Genomic DNA, 22,893 nt, shown 5'->3' with positions numbered 1-22,893 from the left:
GATCCCGTTCCCGGACAGATACCGCCTTCATTCTCGCACCAGCGGAAACGCGGTCGCAGTCCGGAGAACGAAACCTGATGCGGATTCTCAGGCTTATGTCAGGCGCCGAGAATCTTCGCACTTGCGAAATACCCAGATAAATTGCTCTAATTTCGGACAATGGGAGCACGCAACAACGATTACGACGAGATGTTCGGTGATGGCGGAGAAATCCGCCAGCCGTATGGCGAGTATTATGACTGGGTCAATTCAGAGGACCCGGGCCAGTTGCTCAGGAAGTCGGCCGAGGCGGAGACCTTTTTCCGCCGCACCGGAATAACGTTCAATGTCTATGGCGACACGGAGAACACCGAACGGCTGATCCCGTTCGACGTCGTTCCCCGCATTCTGTCCGCCCGTGAATGGTCACGGCTGGCCCGTGGTATCGAGCAGCGGGTCCGGGCCATCAACGCATTCCTGTATGATCTCTATCACCAGCAGGAAATCATCAGGGCAGGACGCATCCCGGAACGTTTGATTTCCGAGAACAGCGCTTTCGAGCCGAAAATGATCGGTGTCGATCCGCCAGGCGGTGTCTACACCCATATCGTCGGTATCGATCTGGTGCGCACGGACGATAATGACTTCTTCGTCCTCGAGGACAATGCCCGCACCCCCTCCGGCGTCTCCTACATGCTGGAGAACCGGGAAACCATGATGCAGATGTTCCCGGAGCTGTTCTCCCGGGTGCCGGTGCAGAATGTTGGCGACTACCCGAAGAACCTGCGGCGCACCCTCGCCCGCTCGGCGCCGAACGCCTGTACCGGCCGGCCGACGATCGCGGTGCTGACACCCGGGATCCACAATTCCGCCTATTTCGAACATTCCTTTCTCGCCGACCAGATGGGGGCGGAACTGGTTGAAGGGCATGACCTGCGCGTGGTCGACGGCCGCGTGGCGATGCGGACGACCCGCGGTTACGAGCCGATCGACGTGATCTATCGCCGGGTTGACGACGAGTATCTCGACCCGATGAATTTCAACCCCGACTCCATGCTCGGCGTTCCCGGAATTCTTGACGTCTACCGGTCCGGCGGCATCACCATCGCGAACGCGCCGGGCACCGGCGTCGCCGACGACAAGGCGGTCTATTCCTATATGCCGGAGATCGTCGAGTTCTATACCGGCGAAGCGCCGATCCTGAAGAACGTGCAGACCTGGCGCTGCAGTGAAGCGGACTCCCTCGCCTACGTGCTGGATAATCTCGAAGAACTGGTCGTCAAGGAAGTCCACGGTTCCGGCGGTTACGGCATGCTGATCGGTCCGGCCGCCAGCAAGCGCGAGCTTGCCCGCTTCAGGAAACTGCTGAAGGCGAAGCCGAGCAACTACATCGCGCAGCCGACACTGGCGCTCTCGACGGTACCGATCCTGACCAAGGCCGGCCTGGCGCCGCGCCATGTCGATCTCCGCCCGTTCGTTCTGGTCTCGCCGGACCGGATCGACATCACGCCCGGCGGCCTCACCCGTGTCGCCCTGAAGAAAGGCTCACTCGTGGTGAATTCGAGCCAGGGCGGCGGGACCAAGGACACCTGGGTACTGGAGGACTGATGCTCGGGAAATCCGCAGGCGGCCTCTACTGGATGTTCCGTTACCTGGAACGTAGCGAGAATCTCGCGCGCCTGCTCGAAGCGGGCTTCCGGATCGCTCTCACCCGGTCCAGCGCCGCCACGAGCGAATGGCAGTCGGTCATTGCGACTGCCGGCGTGGCGGAAGGTTTTGCCGCCCGGCATGATGCCTATACCGCGCCCAATGTCGTCGATTACCTGTTACGGGACATGGACAATGGGTCGAGCGTGCGTTTCGTGGTCGAACAGGCCCGCACCAACGCCCGGCTCGTGCGCACGGCGCTGACCCGCGAGGTCTGGGAGGCAACCAACGAATGCTGGATGGTTCTGGGCCAGATACTGCAGCGGCCGATCCGGGAGCGCGACCTGCCTTCCGTGCTCGCCACCATCAAGCAGCAGAGCACACTGGTGCGCGGCACGCTGGTCGGCACCATGTTGCGGAACGATATCTACAATTTCGCAAGACTGGGAACCTTCCTTGAACGCGCCGACAACACGGCCCGCATTCTGGATGTCAAATATTACGTCCTGCTGCCGTCGCTGTCGCATATCGGATCGTCCCTCGACAATGTGCAATGGGAGACGATTCTCCGGTCCGTTTCGGCAAACCGGTCCTATCGCTGGCTGAATGGCGAAGACATCAATCCGACGAGCATCGCGGATTTCCTAATCCTCGACCAGTCGATGCCGCGCTCGATCGCTCATTCCATGCAGGAGATTGTGGCGAATCTGGGTCAGCTGACGAAGCGGTACGGCACACAAAAGCCAAGCTACGATCAGGCGAGCGAAATGTTCGCGAAACTGGACAGTCGCCCGATAGACTCTATCCTGCAAGCTGGGCTGCACGAATTCCTGAAGGGATTCATTCAGGACACGGGACAGCTCAGCAGTCAAATCGAACAAGATTACAGATTTTATAGCTGAATATGCGCATCAGGATCTCCTACAAGACGAGCTATCACTACGATGCGCCCGTACCGTTCGCGCTCCAGCAGCTCCGCAAGACGCCGCTTTCGTCGCCGATGCAGACAGTCGCGCACTGGCAGATGACGCTGGACGGCGCCACCGAGGAGCTGAGCTTCACGGATCAGCATGGCAACCATGTGATCCTCAGCAGCATCGAACCCGCCCGGACAGAAATGTCCATTCATTGCGAAGGCGAGATCGACACTCATCCGACCCAGGGTATTCTGGGCATGGAGCAGCAGCGGGCGCCGCTTTGGTATTACCGGCGGGAAACGCCGGCCACCACGATGGGCCCCGAATTGCGCAAACTCATGGCCGGTCTTGGTGAGGATCCCGACATCGTGCGGATGCATAAGTTGTCCGAGCTGGTTCGCAGCCGGGTTGCCTATGAGACCGGCCGCACCGAGGTGACAACCACCGCCGAAGAAGCCCTGAAGGCCGGTCACGGCGTCTGCCAGGACCACACCCACATCTTCATCGCCGCGGCCCGGTCGATCGGTTTCCCGGCCCGCTATGTCAGCGGGTATCTCTTGATGGACGACCGGATCGATCAGGAAGCCGCGCATGCCTGGGCGGAGGTTTTTGTCCCCGATATCGGCTGGGTCGGTTTCGACATATCAAATGTGATCTCGCCGGATGAACGATATGTTCGTGTCGCCTGCGGTTTGGATTATAAGGAAGCGTCACCTGTATCCGGGATGCGGCTCGGCGGCAGCGCCGAATCTCTGACCGTCAGCCTGCAGGTGGAACAACAATAAAAGCACGTTCGGAGCACACTCAAAGAATGACCTACTGCGTCGGCCTTCGGCTGGAGAAGGGTCTCGTGTTCATGTCTGACACCCGCACCAATTCGGGTGTCGACAACATCTCCCAGTTCAAGAAGCTGTTCACCTGGTCGGTACCCGGTGAACGGGTGATTACCCTGATGACCGCCGGCAATCTCGCCACCACCCAGACCGTGGTGAGCATGATCGACGAGCGGACGAAGGCACCGGAAGACCGGAACCCCTCGATTCTGGAAGCGCCGTCCATGTTCGATGTGGCGCGCCAGGTCGGCACCTTACTGCGCGACATCATCCGGACGGCATCCCCGACTGGAGAACGCGCGGATTCCACCTTCGATGCGACAATCATGCTCGGCGGCCAGATCCGCGGCGGCGGTACCCGGCTTTTCCTGATCTATCCGGAAGGCAACTTCCTGGAGGCGACAGCGGATACCCCATTCTTCCAGATCGGCGAGACCAAATACGGCCGCCCCATCATCCTGCGCGCCTTCGAGCCCTCAATGACCGACGAGCAAGCCGTCAAGCTCCTGCTCGTGTCCTTCGACTCGACCATAAAGGCCAATCTGTCCGTCGGCATGCCGCTGGATCTGATGACCTACAAGGAAGACAGCTTCGAGGTCGGCCATGAGCATCGGATCACCGCGGACGACCCTTACTATCTGGCAATTTCACAAGGCTGGGGCGACGCCCTGAAAAACGCCTTCAATGCACTGCCGGACTTTCATTTCTGAAAACCCTCTCAGAGATGCGTCAGCACATTCACTAGCCGTCCTTCGGGATCACGAAGATAGAACCGGCGGACGCCCCATGGCTCATCCGCTGGACCATACTCGATCTCGTAATCGGCGGCCCTCACCTTTTCCAGCATCCCGTCGAGGTCATCCACCTCGACGGAGATGTCAGGGACCGGCGCGCCCGAGCCGCCTTCCCGCATCAGGCTGAATTGCACACTCATATGCTCCTCCGAGCCGAGAGTGGCGATCCAGCCGAGATCCATCTTCAGCTCAAGATCGAACAGCTCACGGTAGAAACGCGCAGTCGCGGCCACGTCGGGAACCTCGAGGTTTGCAACGATCCGCTTGACGGTCATGCCCCTCTCCTCACTCCATCCACTCTATGCGGTCACCCGGCCGGATCACACCACCTTCGACGATCTCGCAATTGAGACCGGAGCGGTTCAGCAGCAGCTTGAACAGCTTCTTGCCGAGCAGGTCATCCAGGTATTGGCAGGGCGTGTTCAGCCGGCCGCCATAAAGCACGACCTCGCCAACCTTGAAACGCTTCCCGACCAGATGATTGAGCGGCACGCCGGTGACCGTAAGATTGCGGCGGCTTTCCAAGGGTGTGAGTTCCATATTGTGATCCCGGGCCAGCGCCGCGAGGGTCTCGCTTTCGATCAGGGTGACCTGACGGTCGGGCGCCGGTTTGTCCGAATAGGTTCCGGTGCCGAGGAAATAGCGATCCCCTTCGATACCCTTCCCGGCGACAAGTATTGCTTCTTGCAGTTCGGTCATCGCATCGGCGCCCTTGGCGCAGATATGAATGTGGTCGAGACGGCCTTTCCAGGACATGCACATGCTCCCTCTTTGCATCAGGGGAACGTTAGCATGAAATCACCCTCAGCCGTCATCCCGGCCACCGAGCCGGGACGACCTAAAAGAATGCATAAAAAACCGCCGCCCGTTGCCGGGCGGCGGTTCGTTTTGTTCAGATCCTGTACGCGATCAGGCCGACTTGAAGCCCTTGTCGAACGGCAGGGTGCGCACCCGCTGGCCCGTGGCACGGAACACCGCGTTGCCGATGGCCGGGCCGATAGGTGGCACGCCGGGCTCGCCGATACCGGTCGGGCGTTCCGTGCTCGGCACGATATGCACCTCGACATTCGGCATCCGGTCGATGCGGAGCGGCAGATAGGTATCGTAGTTGCCCTGATCCACCGCGCCGTCCGTCAGCGTCAGTTCTTCCTGCAGGACCGAGCCCAGCCCGAACCCGACACCACCTTCGACCTGCGCCCTGATGACATCCGGATTGATCGGCGTGCCGACATCCACGGCAGCCACGACCCGGTGCACGATCACATCGCCATCCTCGACCGAGACTTCGGCCAACTCGGCAACGTAGGAGCTGAAGCTCTCATGCACGGCCACACCCCAGTGGTGCCCCTCCGGCAGCGGTTTGCCCCAATCGGCCTTTTCCGCCGCCAGTTTCAGAACGCCCGCATGGCGCGGGTGGTCCTGCAGCAGGTCGAGACGGAACTGCACCTGATCCGCACCGATCTCGGCGATCACCTCGTCGAGGAACATTTCAGTCGCATAGGCCGTGTGGGTCGACCCCACCGACCGCCACCAGAGCACCGGAACCCCCACATCCGTGGTGGTCAGCCCAACGCCAAGATTGGGGATGGCGTATGGCAGGGTGGAGGAGCCTTCGACCGAGGTGACATCGACGCCGTCCTTGATCAGCCCGGCGAAGGGACCGCCGGCAACGATGGACTGGCCGACAATATGATTGTCCCAGGCAACCAGCTTGCCGTCCGTGTCGATCCCGGCACGCAAGTGGTGGACATAGGCCGGACGATAACGTCCGCCCCGCGTATCATTCTCACGAGTCCATTGCACCTTCACCGGCGCTTTCCAGCCGATCGCCTTGCCGATAGTGACCGCTTCGAGGATCACATCCGCATCCGGCGTTGCCCGCCGGCCGAAACCGCCGCCGGTCTTCATGATGTGCATGCGTACCTTTGACGGATCCAAACCGGCGGCCTTGGCGGCCATCTGCTGGTACAGATCCGGCATCTGGTGACCGCCCCAGATTTCCAGGACGCCATCCGCATTCATATGAACTGCCGCGTTCAGCGGCTCCATGGCGGCGTGGGCGAGATACGGAAACTCATAGGTCGCTTCCAGTACCTTCGCGGCAGAGGCAAGGGCCGCTTCCGGCTCGCCATCCGTCCGGGCAATTGCCGTCGGTTTCTTGGTGGCCAGAGCATGATATTCAGCCATGATCTGCTCCGATCCGCGTGTCTCCGCCTTGCTTTCGTCCCACTCCACGGTGACAAGGTCGCGCCCCTTCAGGGCAGACCACATATCGGTCGCCACCACCGCAATACCGCGATCGATGGCTACCACATCGGTGACGCCTTTCAGCGCCTTGGCTTCATCCGCATCGAAACTGGCAACCGTCGCGCCGAATTTCGGCGGGTGAATCATCACCGCGGTCAGCATGCCGGGCAGCTTCACGTCGATGGTGAAATCCTGCTCGCCCTTGGTCTTGCCAACCCGGTCGAAACGCTTCAGCGCCGGATTGCCGATCTCCGTCCATTCGGACCGGTCTTTCAGCGCGATCGTCTCCGGAATCGTCAGATTTGACGCCGCTTTTGCGAAAGTGCCAAAGCCGGAGGATTTGCCGGAAGCGCCATGGGCAATGACGCCCTTGCTGACGGTGATTTCAGAAGCCGGAACGCTCCATTCCTGCGCGGCCGCCTCAACCAGCATCATCCGTGCGGCAGCACCGGCCTTGCGGTACCGGTCCCAGGAAGACGCCATCGAGGTGGAGCCGCCGGAGCCCTGAAACCCGCCGCCCCACATGACATTGCCGTAATGGGTGACATTGCCGGACGCGCCCTCGACCTTCACCTGGCTCCAGTCCGCGCCCAGTTCTTCCAGAACCAGCGTGGCGATGCCGTGATAGGAACCCTGTCCCATATCGAACTGGGAAGAATAGATGGTGACCGTATTGTCTTCGGAAATCGCAATATAGGCGGCGAGATCACCGCCCTGTTTGGACGGCTCCGTTGCCGCGAGACCGGCCAGCGGCCGGTACCCGATGGCCAGGCCCGCCGAGGTGGCGGCGGTGGACAGCAGAAAGCCGCGGCGGGAAACCGGCTCGGTCTTCACGCGCTCGGCAAGTGCGTTGAGTTTATCGAACAGCATCGATCAGGCCTCCAGACGGTCGGCGGCGACATGGATCGCGGCGCGAATGCGTTGGTAGGTGGCGCAACGGCAGAGATTGCCGCTCATCGCCGCGTCGATATCGTCATCCGTCGGCTTCGGCGTTTCCGCCAGCAGCGCGGCGGCGGACATGATCTGCCCGGACTGGCAATAGCCGCATTGCGGCACGTCCAGCTCCGCCCAGACAGTCTGCACGGTCTGGGCAACCTTGCCGGAGATGCCCTCAATTGTGGTGACCTTCGCCCCTTCGATATCGCCAAGGAATGTCTGGCAGGAGCGTACCGGCTCGCCATCCACATGCACGGTGCACGCCCCGCATTGCGCCAGACCGCAACCGAATTTCGTTCCGGTCAGACCGGCATGGTCACGGATCGCCCATAGCAACGGGGTATCCGCGTCGGCATCAAGCTGATGCTCGGTACCGTTCAGATTAAGTGTGATCATTTTCAGCTCTCCCACACGCGCGAAAGCTCGCCGACGCATCCCCGCGCCGCTTTCGTCGCCGTTGGGATAGAGATGGGTGCCTTCGCCGATTTTGACACCGGCCCTTGAACCGCATGGATTGTGCAATATTATTCAGCAATGCAAAGAGACCTCCTCGCCCACCTTCCCGTTGTCCTTGCCGTTGCCCGGCGCGGTGGCTTCGCCGCTGCCGCCAAGGAGCTCGGCATGAGTGCCTCCGCGGTGAGCCATTCGGTGCGCTTTGTCGAAGACCGGCTTGGTCTGCCGCTGTTCGCCCGGACAACGCGCAGCGTATCTCTTACCGATTGGGGGCAATTGCTCGTCGATACCACCGGACCATCCATTACCGGCATCGAGGAAGCACTTGAGCGGCTAAAATCCGCCCAGGGACAGGTTTCCAGGCTGTTACGCCTGACAGTCGCGCAGCCGTTCGTTCCCATGGTGGTAACGCCGGTCGTGAAGGAAATGCTGCCGCGCTATCCCGATCTCAGGATCGAGATCGCCGTCGACAAGAGGCTGGTGGATATCGTCGCCGAAGGATTCGATGCGGGCATTCGGCTTGGCGGCTCCATCGAGCAGGACATGAAGGTCTTCCGGTTGAAACCGCCCTTCCGGACCATCGTCGCGGCATCGCCGTCCTATATCGAGCGATACGGCAAACCGGCATCGATCGAAGATCTCGCGAACCACAATTGCATGTCCTACCGGAATTCCTCGGGGGGCATGTATGACTGGGAGCTGGAATCCGGGTCCGGCGAAGTGCGGGTTCCGTCCAAGGGAAATCTCGTTCTGAACGACCTGACAATCGGCCTCGATTTCGCGCTCGAAGGGCTCGGCATCATCTATATCTTTGAGCCCTGGATCGCCGATGAACTCGCCGACGGCAGGCTCGTCGAGCTGCTTCCCGAAGCCTCTGTCGAAGAGACCGGCCTGTTTCTCTATTTCCCTGAGCGGGCCGGTAACAACCCGAAGCTGCGCGCCTTCATCGACACTGCAAAAACCGTCCTGAGGCGCCGGGACCATGCCACGACAGACTAGAGCACGGCGTCGAACCCGTCTCCTTCGGCCCGGTCCAGCCCGAGATATTTCAGCCAACGGACCAGCTCCGCCTCCATCCGGGTCTTGCGCTGGGCCGTGAGGCTGAAGCGCGGTTCAAGCCAATGCTTGCGCACCCGAAGCACGCCACCCGGCCGGTCCGCCTTCATGTCGATCCGTCCGACCAGCCGGTCGCCCTCCAGAATAGGGAAGACGTAGTACCCGTATTCCCGCTGCGCCTCGGGGACGAAGACCTCGATCCGGTAGTCGTAGCCGAACAGGCGTTGCAGACGCTTGCGATCGCGCAGCGCCGGGTCGAACGGGCTGAGGAATCGGATACGGCCCGGTGGCGTCGATGGCGTGGCCATCAGGTCAAGCGCATCGGGACGGGCAAGATGCTGGCGCAGACTACCGTCCGCATTCTCCACCTCGACCGGGATTGCCACCTCGGCGGTCTGCCGTTCGGCCCAGGCTTTCGCCTCCGCCGGAGAGATCGCGGCCCAATAGGCCGCAAGCTCCCCCGGTGTCGCGAAACCGAGCCGCTGCAACGCGGACCGGCAGGCCCAGTCGATGAATTCCTCGTCATGCACAACCGGGGTGAAATGCTCCACCGGCACCACGTTGGAGGCGATGTCATAGACCTTCTGGAAACCTTCACGGGCGGAGACCGCCAGCTCTCCCGTACGCCAGAGATGTTCGAGCGCGGATTTCGACGGCTTCCAGCCCCACCAGGCCTTGTTCTGGTCGCTGCCATCGTGATGGCTCTCGCCTTCGGTCAGATCGCGGGAGCGGACCGGGCCGTTCTCGATGATATGAGCGCGAATCCGGGCGCAGGTTTCCTCATAATCCTCTCCGAGCCGTTCGCGCCACCAGTCCCGGCTCATCAACCGTTCGCGCGTCCGGGCGAATTTCGGCTTCCAGTAGCGGTAGAACTCGACGGGGATCACCGAGGCATCATGCGTCCAGTTCTCGAACAGGGTCCTTTCCCGCTCGATATGGTGGTGCAGCCACTCCGGCTTGTAGGCAGTCGCCCGGGAAAACAGGATGTGATGGTGGGCCCGCTCCACAGTGCGGATGCTGTCCACCTGCACGAAACCGATGCGATGGATCAGCGCAGGCAGATCCTTCCGCCGGAACGGGCGGCCCGGGGAATCGGACAGCGCGTGCAGCTGGAGAAAGAGGCGACGTGCGTCGCGATTGGGTATGATATCGGCCATGAGCTATGCTTCTTCCGAACGGGACTGCCGGATCGAAACATAACGTGAACAAAAAGGAAAGCCCATGGCGCTGAAGACTCTCGATCACGTGAACATCCGAACGCAGAATCTGGATGCGATGATTGAATGGTATGGCCGGGTGCTGGACATGCATCCCGGCGACCGGCCGCCGTTTCCGTTTCCGGGTGCCTGGCTCTATGCCAACGGGGCGGCGATGGTGCATCTGGTCGGCGTCAGCGATGCGCCCGCGCCGTACCGCCCGGACGCGCAGCTTGAGCATTTCGCGATTTCGGCGGAAGGACTAGACACCTTGCTGGCGCATCTGCGCGCCCAGAAAACCGCCTATAGATGCGGCGTGCTGCCGGAAATGGGCATCCAGCAGGTCAACATCAACGATTATGACGGCAACCATATCCATATCGACTTCGCCCCCGGTGAAGAGGCAGATCTGACGGATTACAACGGCGCCTGAGACGGCGCCTGCACAGGCGGGAGAATTAGTGTAAGGGGTCGGTCTCGTCCGCCTTGGTCCGGAAATGTTCCAGCAGGAACATCCGGACAGCGGCGGTCCGGCTCATGTCCGGGAAGGCCTTTTCCGCGTCGGTTACGATTGAATCGATGCACAATTCACGGTCTTGCGCGCACTCTTCGAGAGCATCCCAGAAATCCTCTTCCAGGATGATCGAGGTCCGGTGTCCCGCATACACATTCTTGCGTGATTTCGAAGAGCTCATGCTACCCCGGTTAAAATCCAACGCCATAGTTAATTCCCGAGAATACTAAGACAAGTTGTATGCGTTCAACAACGCGAATGATTCCTGAAATCAAGAAAACCACGAAACTTCTTAATTCTTGCTTAACGAATAACCATCAAATGCGCACAATTCCGCCGCGCCCGCTGACGCGCACGACGGAATATTCTTTCAATCCTGAAGTGCGACCGGCTCGGCTGCCGGTATGCCAAGGATGAGATCGGCTGCTTTCTCGCCGATCATCATGGTCGAGGCATTCAGGTTCGCCGACGGCATGGTCGGCATGATCGATGCGTCGACAACCCTGAGTTTTTCAATTCCCCGGACTCTCAGCTGATCATCGACCACCGCCGTCGAATCGCTGTCCGGCCCCATCCGGCAGGTCCCCATCAGATGGAAAGTCGTGGTCCCCCGCTCCCGGGCAGACGCCAGCAGCTCATCGTCGCTCTGCACGCTGGGGCCGGGATAGAGCTCGCCATCGAAAAAGGGCTGCAGCGGTTCGGTCTGCAACAGGCGCCGGGCCAGTTTCATGCCCGAAAGCAGCACCTGCCGGTCGGTCTCGTCCGCCAGATAGTTCGGCTGGATTGCCGGTGCCTCGAACGGATCGGCATTGCGGGCGCGGATATAGCCGGTGCTCTCCGGCCGTTGCTGCCAAGAGGCAATGGTCATGCCCGGCAGATCATCCAGCTTGGACTGCACGCCGTGCTTGTAGCTCGCCGGCGTGAAGGTGAATTGCAGATCGCTGTTCCGGGCCGTCTCGTTCGAATGCCAGAAGCAATAGACCAGCGTCGGGCTGAGACCCAGGATGCTTTTCTGTCCGGTGAAATATTTGAAGATCTCACCCCAGAGCCGCGGCCCGCGGGCCAGCTCGTTGATGCTGCTCGAGTTCTTGACCCTGGCGGTGAAACGCGGCGCGTAATGGTCCCGCAGGTTCTCGCCGACACCGGGCAGCGCATGCTGCACCTCGATGCCGAGCCCGCGCAGAAGCTCCGGGTTGCCGACGCCGGAGAGCTGCAACAGCTGCGGCGAGTTCACCGCGCCGCCGGAGAGGATCACCTCGCGCCGGGCGAAGACCTCCGTCACGATCCCGTGCCGGCCGCCCTCCGAATAGCGGATACCTTTGGCACTCTTGCCCTCGAACAGGATTTTCGTCGCATGCGCATGGGTCCGCACGGTCAGGTTCTTGCGCTTCATGGCCGGACGCAGATAGCCGCGCGCCGTGCTCATCCGGCGACCACCGTGGATCGTCCGCTGGGCGTAAGACACGCCTTCCTGGATCCTGCCATTGTAATCCTTGTTATGCGGAATCCCGATGCTTTCGGCGCCCTTGATGAAGGCATCGCAGAGCGGGTGCTGCCAGTCGATATCGGTCACCGCCATGTTGCCCTCGCGGCCCCGGAACGTATCCTCGCCCGCGCCGATACGATGTTCGGTCCGCTTGAAATAGGGCAGAACGTCGGCATAGCCCCAGCCCCGGTTGCCGCGCTGGGCCCAGCCGTCGAAATCGAGGCGTTGGCCGCGATTGTAGATATGCCCGTTGATGGAGCTGGAGCCGCCCAGAGTCTTGCCGCGCGGCGCGGCGATGGAGCGGCCGCCGGTCCAGTAGCTCGGCTCGCTCTCGTACAGCCAGTTCACCGAGGGATCGACCAGCGTCTTCATGAAACCGGCCGGAATATGGATCATGGGATGATAGTCCGGCGGACCCGCCTCAAGCAGGCATACAGTGACGGACGGGTCCGCACTGAGTCTGTTCGCGAGAACACAACCGGCGGAGCCGGCGCCGACGATCACATAATCAAAGCTGGTCATTGAAAGGCGTTTCCAAGGGTCGGGAGAGCGTTTTTGAGAACTTGTTAGTTAACCCCATCATTGCGCAAGCCGAACCGGTTGCGCAATTTGGTTTCCTCGTGGAGCCGAACCGATTAAGAAAAAGCCCGTGTCATTTGGCGATTTTATGCTGCTCTTCATAAGAAACTCGGGAGGATCAGAGATGAAGCATCTCTTCACACGCCGCGCCGTGATGGCGGGCCTTACGGCACTCGGCGTCATCGCCGGGACCATCGGAACGGCCGCTGCCGCCGACAAGATCACCGTTGGCGCGCTCCGCTTCACCTCGCATGCGGGCGGCTTCGTCGCCTTCGAGAAGGGCTTTTTCACCGAACAGGGCCTTGAGGTCGAGTTCAAGTTCTTCCAGGCCGCCCAGCCGATGGCCGTGGCGATAGCCTCCGGCGACGTCGATTTCGGCGTCACCTCGATCACCGGCGGTCTCGTCAACCTCGCCGACAAGGGCGCGGTGAAGGTGATCGGCGGCGTGCTGCAGGAAGAAAAGGGCATCGACGGTTCCGCCATCCTGGTCAGCACAGCCGCTTACGAGGCAGGCCTGACCAGCCCGGACAAACTCGCGGGCCACAGCCTCGGCATCACCCAGACCGGCTCCTCCTTCCACTACATGGCCTCCCAGGTGGCGGCGAAGGAAGGTTTTGCCGTCTCTGAAATCTCCCTGAAGCCGCTGCAGAAGGTCGGCGCCATCATCGGCGCGCTGAAGTCAGCGCAGATCGATGCCATGATCATCGTGCCGCACATCGCCAAACCGCTGTCGAACAGCGGTGCGGCGAAGATCATCGGCTGGATCGGCGATTATGACGATTATCAGGTGACCACCGCCTTCACCTCCGCGAAGAACGCCGCCGAGCGTCCGGAACTGGTGAAGAAGTTCGTTGCCGCCTATGCCAAGGGCGCCGCCGACTTCAACGCCGTCATGGTCGACAAAAGCAAGGGCGACGCAGCCATCGAGGACATGACCACGCTGATCCACAAATATGTCTATACCAGCCGGCCCTACGAGAAAGCCGCGCCGTCGATCAAGAACGGCGCCATGCGGCTGCAGCCGGGCCTGAAGCTGAACCTGACCAACGTGAAGAAGCAGCTCGCCTGGTTCCAGAGCGAGGGCCTGGTCGGCAAGGACATCACGATCGACACGCTGGTCGATACGCAATTCGTCGAAACCTACTGAGCCGGGCGCAGACGGACACGCGAGCAGCCATGCAACTGACACTGGACGGCATCAGCCACCGCTATGGCGGCATGCCGGTTCTGAGCGATATCAGCCTCGACATCCCGGCCGGCGAGATCGTCTGTATCGTCGGCCCGTCTGGCTGCGGTAAGTCGACCCTGCTGCGCCTGATCGGCGGGCTGGAACGCCCTGACGAAGGCGCCATTCTCGAGCATGGCGCCCCGCCGGCCGATAGCCTCAATCCGCTGACCTATATCTTTCAGGATTTCGCCCTGCTGCCCTGGCGCAGCGTTGCCGGGAACGTGTCTCTGGTGCTGGAAGATCACGGGCTCGGCAAGGCTAGGACAGAGGCCATCATCGATGATGTGCTGGCCCGTACCAAGCTCACCGATTTCAAGAATGCCCTGCCGCGCCAGCTTTCCGGCGGCATGAAGCAGCGCGTTGCCATCGCCCGCGCTCTTGCCGTTCGTCCGGCCGTCCTGCTGATGGACGAGCCACTCTCTGCGCTGGACAGCCAGACCCGCGAGCTGCTGATGGACGATCTTGTCGGCCTCTGGTCGAAGACGCCCTTCACCGCCGTCTATGTCACCCACAATCTGAACGAAGCGGTGCGACTCGGACACAAGATCGTCGTGCTGTCCCGCCGTCCGGGGTGCATCCGGGAGCTTGTCTCCATCGACATGCCGCTGGCCGAGCGTGCCGAACGCGTGACTGAACTCGCGTCGAAGCAGGAACAGCTCTGGTCCCTGATCCGGGACGAGGCCGCCGCCGCAGATATGGAGCTGATCGATGCCTGAAGCTCCCCAGTCCCAGCCTGTTCCGTTCCGGGGCGGCGGCTTCAACCCGCGCCCGCGCGCCCTGTTCGGCCTCGCCGTCATGGTGGCCCTGATTTCCATCTGGGAGATCGGCTGCCGGACCGGCATCATCCACCCGCTTGTGCTGCCCGCACCGAGCGAGGCCGCCACGGCCTTCATGGAACTGCTCGACAGCGGCCTGCTCTGGACGCATCTCGGCGCCTCGCTCTCGCGCCTGGTGATCGGCTGGACGGCGGGCACCATTCTTGGCATCGCCGTCGGTTTCGCCATCGGCCTGTTTTCCCTCGCCCGCGCCGGATTCGTGCCGCTGGTCGCCGCGATCTTCCCCATTCCGAAGATCGCCCTGCTGCCGCTTTTCATCATCTGGTTCGGTATCGGCGAAGGCTCGAAGGTCGCGACAATCCTGTTCGGCACCTTCTTCCCGACCGTGGTCGCGACCTATGGCGGGGTGGATAATGTAGACCGGGGCCTGATCCGCATGGGCCAGTCCTTCGGGCTGTCCTGGGTCTCCATCGTCCGCAAGATCATCCTGCCGGGCGCCCTGCCCGCAATCCTGCCGGGCTTCCGGATCTCCGCCGCCATCGCCATCGTGCTGCTGGTTGCGGCCGAGATGATCGGCGCGGAATTCGGCGTCGGCGCCTATATCCTGATGGCCGGCAGCCTGATGGCAATGGACCAGCTCATTGCCGGCGTCGCCATCCTCTCGACCATCGGGCTCACCGTTTCCTGGATCATCGGCCGGGCGGAAAAAGCCTTGCTGCGCTGGCGGGTGTAAGAGGTCAGGGCAAGACCGTTCCGTTCAGACGCCAGTCGTAGCTGTCATCCTCGATCCGATTGAGCCCCTTCAGGGCTGCGGCGAGTTCCCCTTTCGCATGCTCCTGCAGATGCGCGATCACACCGGCATCACCAGCGCCAAAATCTGCTTCGAACCAATCAAAAATACTGGAGACGTAGAGCTTTCCGTCCTCGATCCGGGCGCCGCGCGGATGATTGATGAAGGCAGTCGCCGCCGCCTCCAGGAAAGCTTCTGCATTCTCAATCGTCATCGCATATGGCATCAAATTCGGGCATCCGAGGGAGGCACAATTCACCGCATAATGGATACGAGGATCGCGCCAGATGGGGCGCAGGATGCGGTGCTCGATATCGTCGAGCGAGAGTGCTTCGCCTTCCACCGTAACCAGCGTCTTGCCCCACGGCCCGTCGGCGAAAAAGCCGGGCGATATGTCGATATCCCGGATCGAGCCGACCGGATAATGCTCCAGCACCACGCGGACCGTCAGCGCATTATAGAGATTGACCCAGAACGGAAACTGTTTGGCTCGGGACAGAGAATGCACGGGGACGGCCGCGAGCATATCGATATAGCCGTCGAGACCTGCCCTGTCTTCCGGCGTCACGGCCCCATAAGAAACCCGGTTTATGCCGTCGCTTCCGGTCTGGACATACTGCCGAAGGAACCGGTCCCAGCCCGCATGGTCCACAACAATGCCGCCGGCCGGGTCATGCGCCGCCCAGATATCCCAAAGTGCGGCTTTCGGTGCTGCGCCGGCCGGCAGGCTCCAGGCGGCCACAAGGACAAGCAGCGCAACACCCCGCGTCAGAAAGCTCATCCCTGCATACTCCGCTCAGCAAATCGTTTCAGCACCGCTGGATTCAGATGACAATGTGCGTATGGTATTGCCTCGCGGCAACATCCCGCGCCCTCACCTTCCTTCACGTCGCCGTCAGGCATCCCGCGCGAAGAATTAAGTAACGATAAGAACGAGAAGACCATCGCAATGGATCAGATCACCGTCAGCGGTTCCCCCTACGATCTCGGCTATGGACTCGGACAAAAGGCTGCCTCCGCTATTGCGGAAGCCTCTTTTGCCACGCCGCAGTTCCGTGCGCTGGAGCAATGGCTCGACTCGGCGCGCCTGAAGGGTCTGGAAGCCGCCGCCCGCCATGCCTTCCCCGACCATGTCCGGGAAATCGAAGGCATCGCGGACGGCGCCGGACAGCCTTTCGACAAGGTATTCCTCTGGAACTGCCGGGGCGATCTCCGGGATCTGGTACGCAGCGACGAAGATGCCTGCACCAGCCTGATGCTGCCGCCGGAAGGTGGTCGTCCAGCCACCCTCGCCCATAACGAGGACGGCGCACCGGAACTGGCGGGACAGGGTTTCATCGCCCATTTCGCGCCGGAGACCGGCCCTGCTTTCTCCGCCTACTGCTATCCTGGCATGCTGCCGGGCCACGCCTTCGGCTGGAACGCGTCGGGCATCGTGCAGACAATCAACAACATTCGCCCGCATGACCTGACTGTCGGCATTCCACGGCATGTCATCACCCGCGCAGTGCTTTCGGCCACGACACTGGAACAGACCCTCGGCATCGTTGGACGCCGCGACCGCGCTTCCGGTTTCCACCACAATTTCGCGGACCGCACCGGGCGGATGATGTCGGTCGAGGCCCCGGCAAGCGGCATGGTCGCGCTGGAAGTGACCGCGCCGCACGCGCACACCAATCACCTGATCCGTCCCGATCTCATGACAATCGAGCAAACGATCTCGGACTCGTCCCGTGCACGGCAGGCACGGGCGGACGCCATGCTGCTCGCCGGAGAACGCGATGCGTTGACAATCCTGTTCGACCGCACGGTCCAGGAATTTCCGATCCTGTGCCGGGCGGAGCAGGATGCAAATGACAGCTACACCCTCGCGACCTTCTCGTGCTCGTTCGGTACGGCCGGCATGGAATGGGCGGTGCATCACGGACCGGACACCCGTGGCCCGGGGAGGTCCCGCATGACCGGCACATCCCGTGCGGAAGGGTGCTGATCCGATGCGTCTTGACCGCCCCATCGCCCTGCTCGCCATCGCGGAAACCATCGTCTGGGCCGGCCTCTACTATATTTTCCCGGCGCTTCTGGTGCATTGGGAAGCGGATCTCGGCTGGTCCAAGACCGAGCTGACCGGCGCCTTTACCGCCTCCATCGCCATGAGTGCACTCTTCTCTCCCATCGTCGGCAACCTGGTCGACCGGGGACATGGAGCGGCTGTCCTTAGCGGTGGAACGCTGATCGGCGGGATCCTGATTGCCCTGCTCTCCTTCGTCGACAGCCTACCCGTCTTCTACGCCGTCTGGTGCGCCCTCGGCATGGCCATGTCCGCCTGCCTCTACGAGCCGTGTTTCATGCTCGTCACCCGGACCCGCGGCGTCTCCGCGAAACGCGGCATTACCTTGATTACGCTGCTGGCGGGATTCGCCGGAACAGTCTCCTTCCCGAGCGCGCATGCGCTGGTCGCATATGCCGACTGGCACCTCGCGGTTCAGGTTGCAGGCGCCGCCGTCTGCCTCGTCGCACTGCCGCTGATGATCCTGGGCACCCGCGAGCTGGAGCGCACCCGGACCACCCACGTCCCCGTCCCGACCGCGCGCCCCAAAGGCGATGCCCCCCCACAGCCAAAGAAATCCGCCTTCCTTGCCAGCCCGACATTCTGGCTGCTCGCCATCGGCTTCTCCATGATGGCGATATCCCATGGGGTGGTCATCAATCACCTGCTGCCCCTGCTGAAGGAACGGGGCGTTGATTCCGCGATTGCCGTGGCTGCCGCGTCGATGATCGGGCCGATGCAGGTGCTTGGCCGGGTGGTGATGATGAGCGTCGAGCGTTTCGCCTCCAACTTCATCGTCATGTGCTACTGCTTCATCGCCGTCGCCATTGCCTGCGTTCTGCTCATCGGCGCCGGGTCGTGGCCGATCCTGCTCGTCGGATTCGTCTTCCTGCAGGGCAGCGGCTACGGCCTGACCAGCATCATGAAGCCGGTCGTCACGCGGGAGATCATGGGCGAGACCAATTTCGGCTCCATCTCGGGGGCGATGGCCCTGCCCTATCTCGCCTGCTTCGCCGCCGCCCCGTTCCTCGGCTCTTTGTTCTGGGAGATCGGCGGCTACGACTTCGCTCTGGAAGTGGTCGTCGGCACGGCAATCGTCGGCTTCTTCTGCTATCTGCGGGCGGCAATGCGGGCCGGGAAAACAGTCTGAACCCGCAGTAGCGGCGACGGGACTTGACCTCCCCCACTAGGGCGATAGAACTGCCGGGAACGCGGCCATGGAGACCGGAACCATGAGACCCTCTATCGAAACCCGCCCGGCCTGGCTGGTCCCGGCCGGCATGGCCATCGTCTCAACCGCCATGCTCGGCGGCGCCTTAGCCTTCCAGTATATCGGCGGGCTCGCGCCCTGCGTCCTCTGCCTCTATCAACGCTACCCGCACGCGGCGGCGATTGTCCTCGGCCTGCTCGCCCTTGTCCTTGTCCGCCGGACACCGCATCTCTCGCGCTGGCTGTGCCTGCTGGGCGGGCTCGCCCTGCTCACCAGCGCCGGGATCGGGCTGTTCCATGTCGGTGTCGAGCAGCTCTGGTGGGAAGGTACCGCCGAATGCGGCGCGGCCTCGATGCCGGACAGTCTGGAAGCGTTGAAGGCGCAGCTCATGAACCAGCCGATCGTGCGCTGCACGGACATCGCCTGGGAGCTGTTCGGCATCTCCATGGCCGGGTACAATTTCCTGTTCTCCGCCGCAGCAGGCTGCGCCGCCATCGCGCTCAGCCTGCCGCGGCGGGCCTGAGCCATGACGCCGGGTGCGCGCTCTTCCTGGTTCGATATTCTGGTGATCTTCCTGCGGCTCGGCTGCACCAGCTTCGGCGGCCCGGTCGCTCATATCGGCTATTTCCGCTCTGAATTCGTCGACCGCCGCAAATGGTTCGATGACGGGACCTATTCGGAGCTGGTGGCGCTCTGCCAGTTCCTGCCGGGCCCGGCCAGCAGCCAGGTCGGCTTCGCCATCGGCCTGCTGCGCGGCGGCGTCCCCGGCGCGCTGGCCGCCTGGATCGGCTTCACCCTGCCCTCGGCCGCCCTGCTGATCGCCTTCGCCTATGGCGTCACTGTCGCGGGCGGGGCAGAGGGACAGGGCTGGCTGCATGGCCTGAAACTGGTTGCCGTGGCCGTGGTGGCGCAGGCCGCGTTACAGATGGGGCGCTCGCTCTGCCCCGACGCCCCGCGCGCCACCCTGGCCGTCTGCGCCGCCGCCTTCATGCTGATGGTCGCGCCGGCCTTCGGCCAGTTACTGGTCATCCTGGCCGGAGCAGCGGTCGGCCTGTTCTTGCCAAAGGCGGCAGGCGAAACCCCGAGCGGCATCCCGATGAATCCGGGGATCGGCACAAAGACAGCGCTGACACTATTCGCCCTGTTCGCCGCCCTGCTTGTCGGGCTGCCGCTGCTGGCCGTACAGTCGGGCCATCCGCTGGTCCAGTTGACCGACATCTTCTATCGGGTCGGCGCGCTGGTATTCGGCGGCGGCCATATCGTCCTGCCGATGCTGCAGGCGGAGGTCGTGCCCTCAGGCATTATCGGTAATGACGCATTTCTCGCGGGCTACGGCATGGCCCAGGCCGTGCCGGGGCCGCTCTTCACCTTCGCCGCCTATCTCGGCGCGATGATCGCCCCGTCCGGCAGCGAGATCCCCTATGCCGCGGCCGCCCTGCTGGCAATCTTCTTCTCCAGCTTCCTGCTGGTCCCGGCCGCCCTTCCCTTCTGGGCAAAGCTGAGAGGCAACAGCAAGGCGCATGCGGCGCTGCGTGGCATCAATGCAGCGGTCGTCGGCCTCATCCTGGCGGCGCTCTATGATCCGGTGTTCACCGGCGCGGTCGGCTCAGCGGCCGACTTCGCCCTGGTTGCAGCGGCCTATCTGGCGCTGGCAGCCTGGAAACTGCCGCCCTGGCTGGTCGTTCTGCTCGGGGCAGCGGTAGGATGGGGCCTTGGAGATTTCCTGGGTCTGGTTGGATAGACGGGATCAGAAGCCCGTATGGGATTCGAACTCGTCCTGCTCAAGCTCGCTGTCCCAGTAGAGAAAATCGCGCCAGCTGTCATGCAGGTAGTTCGGTGGAAAAGCCCGGCCATTCTCCTGCAGCAGATAGGTCGATGGCTGCACCGGTTTCACGATCGGCATGAAACCCCTTGGCGTCGGCATCTTGTTGCCCTTGCGCAGATTGCAGGCACCGCAGGCGGTCACGACATTCTCCCAACTGGTCCTGCCGCCGCGGGACCGCGGAATCACATGATCGAAGGTCAGGTCATGGGTCGGGAACCGGGTGTCGCAATACTGGCAGCTGAACCGGTCCCGCAGAAACACGTTGAACCGGGTGAAGGCCGGGCGCCGGGATTGCGGCACGAACTCCTTCAGCGCGATCACGCTCGGCAGCTTCATCTCGAAACTCGGCGAGCGCACCACGTGATCGTACTCGGACAGGATATTGACCCGATCCAGAAACACCGCCTTGACGACATCCTGCCAGGACCAGAGAGACAGAGGAAAGTAGCTGAGCGGTCTGAAATCAGCGTTCAGAACAAGGGCCGGAGAAGGATGAGCTGCTGATAGGGCGTTCACGCGATTCTCTCCGACCTGCCGAGGAATTACCGACTAGGAAACTGACGGGGGCGCGCCAAGCCCGGCCACAATATGTTGTGGGGTGTAACGATGTTCATGTCTCGTCGACCTCGGTTTCCAACGTTCTGTGCTCCGGGAGCACCTGCTTGATATCAATATATTGTTACGGTTTTTCGAACTTGTCACCGGCGAAATTTCCAGCTTCTTCCCGGATCGCGGGAAAGCCTTGTCGCCTGCCGCTACTGAGGTAGCACGCGCTGCAGAAAGGCAAGCCCCCGGGTCAGCCCCTCCTCGTCGATGCCATGTCCCAATCCGGGGCGAGACAGGGATTCGACCTCGATGCCGACAGCCTTGAGGGCGGTTTCGGCGGCCGGCATGGCAGCATGCGGCACGACCTCATCCGCCAATCCATGGATCAGCGAGACAGGCGGCTTTCCGGCCATCTCCTCTGCCAGCAACCCGCCAGCCACGAGGGCACCGGAATAGCCGAGCACGCCTGCGGGCGGCTGTTTCAAGCGGGGCGCCAGGTGCAGGGACATCATGGTGCCCTGGGAAAATCCGACCAGCGCCAGACGGTCCCAGCCGAGCCCGGTGCGTTTCAACTCGGCCTCGAGAAATTTCTCCAGAATCGGCGCGGCCTGCCGGACCCCGTCGAGCATCACCTCCTCGGTCCGGACCTGCAGACTGAACCACTGCCGGCCGATCGGCGCCATGTCGCAGGGGAACGGCGCATGCGGGGAAACGAACTCGACATGCGGCAGATGCGGCGCCCAGACCGGCGCGAGGCCGATCAGATCGTTGCCGTCGGCGCCGAGACCGTGCAGCAACACCACCAGTGCCGTCGGGGCCTCGCCGCTTGCCGCCGCCATGCGCGGACCTTCAAGTTCGATCATTTCCGTCTCCCATGCTCCGGCGCGCCAGACCGGTTTCGCTTCCGCGCCTGCTACGCTACCTATATCAGGAACCGTTCCCCGCCAAGCTCTGGAGGCACACTCTGTCCGCTGCATCGCTTCCGCTGCCGTCCGCAGAAACAGTCACCCGCTTCGCTCCCTCGCCGACCGGCAACCTGCATCTGGGCCATGTCTACTCGGCCCTGTTCGCGGCGGATCAGGCGAAACGCGACGGCGGCACATTCCTGCTACGGATCGAGGATATCGACCTCACCCGATGCAAGCCGGAGCACGAAGCGGCCAATCTGGAAGATCTTCGCTGGCTCGGCCTGTCCTGGCCGGAACCGGTACGGCGCCAGTCGGAGCATTTCGATTTCTACCGGGCCGCGCTCGACCGGCTCGAAGAGATGGGCTTGCTATATCGCTGCTTCCTGTCCCGGCGCGAACTGAACGACGCCCTGTCAGCGCCGCACGGCACGCCGCGCATTGTGCCGGCGGACACGGACAAATACCTATCCGATGCCGAGCGCCAGAGACGACTGGATGCCGGCTCGCCTTTCGCCCTCCGGCTGAGGATGGCCCGCGCCATCGAGCGCGTTGGACCGCTGGTCTGGACCGACCGGCAACGCGGCGACCAACAGGCGCGGCCGGAGATTTTCGGAGATGTGGTCCTGGCCCGGCGGGATATTCCGACCAGTTATCATCTCGCGGTCACTCTCGATGACGCGCTGCAGGGCATCACACTTGTGACCCGGGGCGAGGATCTGCTGGATTCGACCCATATTCACCGGCTGCTCCAGGCCCTGCTCGACCTGCCCACACCCGACTATCATCATCATGGGTTGCTTTGCGGCAAGGACGGCAAGCGCCTCGCAAAACGTGACAGGTCCATTGCCATCAGGGATTTGCGCGCCGCCGGACACAGCCCCGGCGAGGTCTGCGCCATGGTCCGGAGCGCGTCCTCGGACTGAAGC

General features: G+C 62.4%; 24 protein-coding genes. 14 read left to right on the top strand and 10 right to left on the bottom strand.

From position 1 onward, the window contains the following. Positions 1-159: 159 nt before the first annotated feature. From RH950_RS11710 to RH950_RS11695, 4 genes are read left to right on the top strand one after another with little or no spacing between them, the layout of a single operon-like run. Entirely contained in the window at positions 160-1,587 is a 1,428-nt protein-coding gene (locus tag RH950_RS11710) for a circularly permuted type 2 ATP-grasp protein (protein ID WP_350056900.1), read from the top strand. Next, positions 1,587-2,528 (top strand): alpha-E domain-containing protein, encoded by a 942-nt coding sequence (locus tag RH950_RS11705; protein WP_350056898.1) that lies wholly within the window; start codon positions 1,587-1,589, stop codon positions 2,526-2,528. Before RH950_RS11710 ends, RH950_RS11705 begins: the two co-directional genes overlap by 1 nt. 2 nt (positions 2,529-2,530) lie before the next feature. Beyond that, positions 2,531-3,328, top strand: coding sequence for a transglutaminase family protein (locus tag RH950_RS11700; protein WP_350056896.1), 798 nt, complete (start codon positions 2,531-2,533; stop codon positions 3,326-3,328). A gap of 26 nt (positions 3,329-3,354) precedes the next feature. Next, entirely contained in the window at positions 3,355-4,086 is a 732-nt protein-coding gene (locus tag RH950_RS11695) for a proteasome-type protease (RefSeq protein ID WP_350056894.1), read from the top strand. Between the two features lie 8 nt (positions 4,087-4,094). Here the strand turns inward: RH950_RS11695 and RH950_RS11690 are convergent, their stop codons facing one another. The 4 genes from RH950_RS11690 to RH950_RS11675 all read right to left on the bottom strand — a co-directional run bounded on the left by RH950_RS11690 (position 4,095) and on the right by RH950_RS11675 (position 7,749). Next, positions 4,095-4,445: a VOC family protein gene (locus RH950_RS11690; RefSeq protein ID WP_350056892.1), complete on the bottom strand. Its 351-nt coding sequence runs from the start codon at positions 4,443-4,445 to the stop codon at positions 4,095-4,097. Between the two features lie 10 nt (positions 4,446-4,455). After that, positions 4,456-4,926 (bottom strand): MOSC domain-containing protein, encoded by a 471-nt coding sequence (locus RH950_RS11685; RefSeq protein WP_350056890.1) that lies wholly within the window; start codon positions 4,924-4,926, stop codon positions 4,456-4,458. 153 nt (positions 4,927-5,079) lie between these two features. Continuing rightward, positions 5,080-7,287, bottom strand: a complete 2,208-nt coding sequence (locus tag RH950_RS11680; protein WP_350056888.1) for a xanthine dehydrogenase family protein molybdopterin-binding subunit — start codon at positions 7,285-7,287, stop codon at positions 5,080-5,082. A 3-nt stretch (positions 7,288-7,290) separates the two neighbouring features. Beyond that, positions 7,291-7,749, bottom strand: coding sequence for a (2Fe-2S)-binding protein (locus RH950_RS11675; protein WP_350056886.1), 459 nt, complete (start codon positions 7,747-7,749; stop codon positions 7,291-7,293). Between the two features lie 138 nt (positions 7,750-7,887). Between RH950_RS11675 and RH950_RS11670 the strand changes: the two genes are divergently transcribed. Next, positions 7,888-8,805, top strand: coding sequence for a LysR family transcriptional regulator (locus RH950_RS11670; protein ID WP_350056884.1), 918 nt, complete (start codon positions 7,888-7,890; stop codon positions 8,803-8,805). Here the strand turns inward: RH950_RS11670 and RH950_RS11665 are convergent. Next, entirely contained in the window at positions 8,802-10,019 is a 1,218-nt protein-coding gene (locus tag RH950_RS11665; RefSeq protein WP_350056882.1) for a winged helix-turn-helix domain-containing protein, read from the bottom strand. The two genes, RH950_RS11670 and RH950_RS11665, sit on opposite strands and share 4 nt — an antisense overlap. A 64-nt stretch (positions 10,020-10,083) precedes the next feature. On the opposite strand from RH950_RS11665, the gene RH950_RS11660 reads away from it, so the two are divergent. Further along, positions 10,084-10,491, top strand: a complete 408-nt coding sequence (locus RH950_RS11660) for a VOC family protein (RefSeq protein ID WP_350056880.1) — start codon at positions 10,084-10,086, stop codon at positions 10,489-10,491. Positions 10,492-10,516: 25 nt separating this feature from the next. Here the strand turns inward: RH950_RS11660 and RH950_RS11655 are convergent, their stop codons facing one another. Together RH950_RS11655 and RH950_RS11650 are read right to left on the bottom strand one after the other, a co-directional pair. After that, entirely contained in the window at positions 10,517-10,753 is a 237-nt protein-coding gene (locus RH950_RS11655; protein WP_350056878.1) for a ribbon-helix-helix domain-containing protein, read from the bottom strand. A gap of 189 nt (positions 10,754-10,942) precedes the next feature. Continuing rightward, positions 10,943-12,580 (bottom strand): GMC family oxidoreductase, encoded by a 1,638-nt coding sequence (locus RH950_RS11650; protein WP_350056876.1) that lies wholly within the window; start codon positions 12,578-12,580, stop codon positions 10,943-10,945. A 181-nt stretch (positions 12,581-12,761) separates the two neighbouring features. Between RH950_RS11650 and RH950_RS11645 the strand changes: the two genes are divergently transcribed. From RH950_RS11645 to RH950_RS11635, 3 genes are read left to right on the top strand one after another with little or no spacing between them, the layout of a single operon-like run. After that, entirely contained in the window at positions 12,762-13,784 is a 1,023-nt protein-coding gene (locus tag RH950_RS11645) for an ABC transporter substrate-binding protein (RefSeq protein WP_350056874.1), read from the top strand. 29 nt (positions 13,785-13,813) lie between these two features. Further along, complete coding sequence (locus RH950_RS11640) at positions 13,814-14,581, top strand: ABC transporter ATP-binding protein (RefSeq protein ID WP_350056872.1); 768 nt, start codon at positions 13,814-13,816, stop codon at positions 14,579-14,581. Continuing rightward, complete coding sequence (locus RH950_RS11635; protein WP_350056870.1) at positions 14,574-15,374, top strand: ABC transporter permease; 801 nt, start codon at positions 14,574-14,576, stop codon at positions 15,372-15,374. The genes RH950_RS11640 and RH950_RS11635 overlap by 8 nt, the downstream gene beginning before the upstream one ends. A gap of 4 nt (positions 15,375-15,378) precedes the next feature. Here RH950_RS11635 and RH950_RS11630 read toward each other — a convergent pair whose 3' ends face one another. After that, on the bottom strand, positions 15,379-16,212 hold the full coding sequence (locus RH950_RS11630) for a DUF547 domain-containing protein (protein ID WP_350056868.1): 834 nt from the start codon (positions 16,210-16,212) through the stop codon (positions 15,379-15,381). Between the two features lie 168 nt (positions 16,213-16,380). Between RH950_RS11630 and RH950_RS11625 the strand changes: the two genes are divergently transcribed. The 4 genes from RH950_RS11625 to chrA all read left to right on the top strand — a co-directional run bounded on the left by RH950_RS11625 (position 16,381) and on the right by chrA (position 20,429). Then, positions 16,381-17,421 (top strand): C45 family autoproteolytic acyltransferase/hydrolase, encoded by a 1,041-nt coding sequence (locus RH950_RS11625; RefSeq protein WP_350056866.1) that lies wholly within the window; start codon positions 16,381-16,383, stop codon positions 17,419-17,421. A gap of 4 nt (positions 17,422-17,425) precedes the next feature. Further along, positions 17,426-18,628: an MFS transporter gene (locus RH950_RS11620; protein ID WP_350056864.1), complete on the top strand. Its 1,203-nt coding sequence runs from the start codon at positions 17,426-17,428 to the stop codon at positions 18,626-18,628. Positions 18,629-18,710: 82 nt separating this feature from the next. Then, the gene (locus RH950_RS11615) at positions 18,711-19,211 is read left to right on the top strand and encodes a disulfide bond formation protein B (RefSeq protein WP_350056862.1); all 501 of its coding nucleotides are present in this window, start codon (positions 18,711-18,713) and stop codon (positions 19,209-19,211) included. A 3-nt stretch (positions 19,212-19,214) separates the two neighbouring features. Beyond that, positions 19,215-20,429 carry a chromate efflux transporter gene (chrA, locus tag RH950_RS11610; RefSeq protein ID WP_350056860.1) on the top strand — a complete coding sequence of 405 codons (1,215 nt, stop codon included), beginning with the start codon at positions 19,215-19,217 and terminating at the stop codon, positions 20,427-20,429. A 6-nt stretch (positions 20,430-20,435) separates the two neighbouring features. On the opposite strand, the gene RH950_RS11605 is transcribed toward chrA, so the two are convergent. Next, positions 20,436-21,029 carry an HNH endonuclease gene (locus RH950_RS11605; RefSeq protein WP_350056858.1) on the bottom strand — a complete coding sequence of 198 codons (594 nt, stop codon included), beginning with the start codon at positions 21,027-21,029 and terminating at the stop codon, positions 20,436-20,438. Between the two features lie 239 nt (positions 21,030-21,268). Next, on the bottom strand, positions 21,269-21,922 hold the full coding sequence (locus RH950_RS11600; RefSeq protein WP_350056856.1) for an alpha/beta hydrolase: 654 nt from the start codon (positions 21,920-21,922) through the stop codon (positions 21,269-21,271). Between the two features lie 11 nt (positions 21,923-21,933). Between RH950_RS11600 and gluQRS the strand changes: the two genes are divergently transcribed. Beyond that, positions 21,934-22,890, top strand: a complete 957-nt coding sequence (gene gluQRS / locus RH950_RS11595) for a tRNA glutamyl-Q(34) synthetase GluQRS (protein ID WP_350056854.1) — start codon at positions 21,934-21,936, stop codon at positions 22,888-22,890. Positions 22,891-22,893: the final 3 nt, after the last annotated feature.

Origin of the sequence: Nisaea sp. (assembly GCF_040217065.1) — a bacterium.
GTDB lineage: Bacteria > Pseudomonadota > Alphaproteobacteria > Thalassobaculales > Thalassobaculaceae > Nisaea.
The sequence above is the reverse complement of the archived record's forward strand: the minus strand, read 5'-3'. Positions and strand labels throughout refer to the sequence as shown.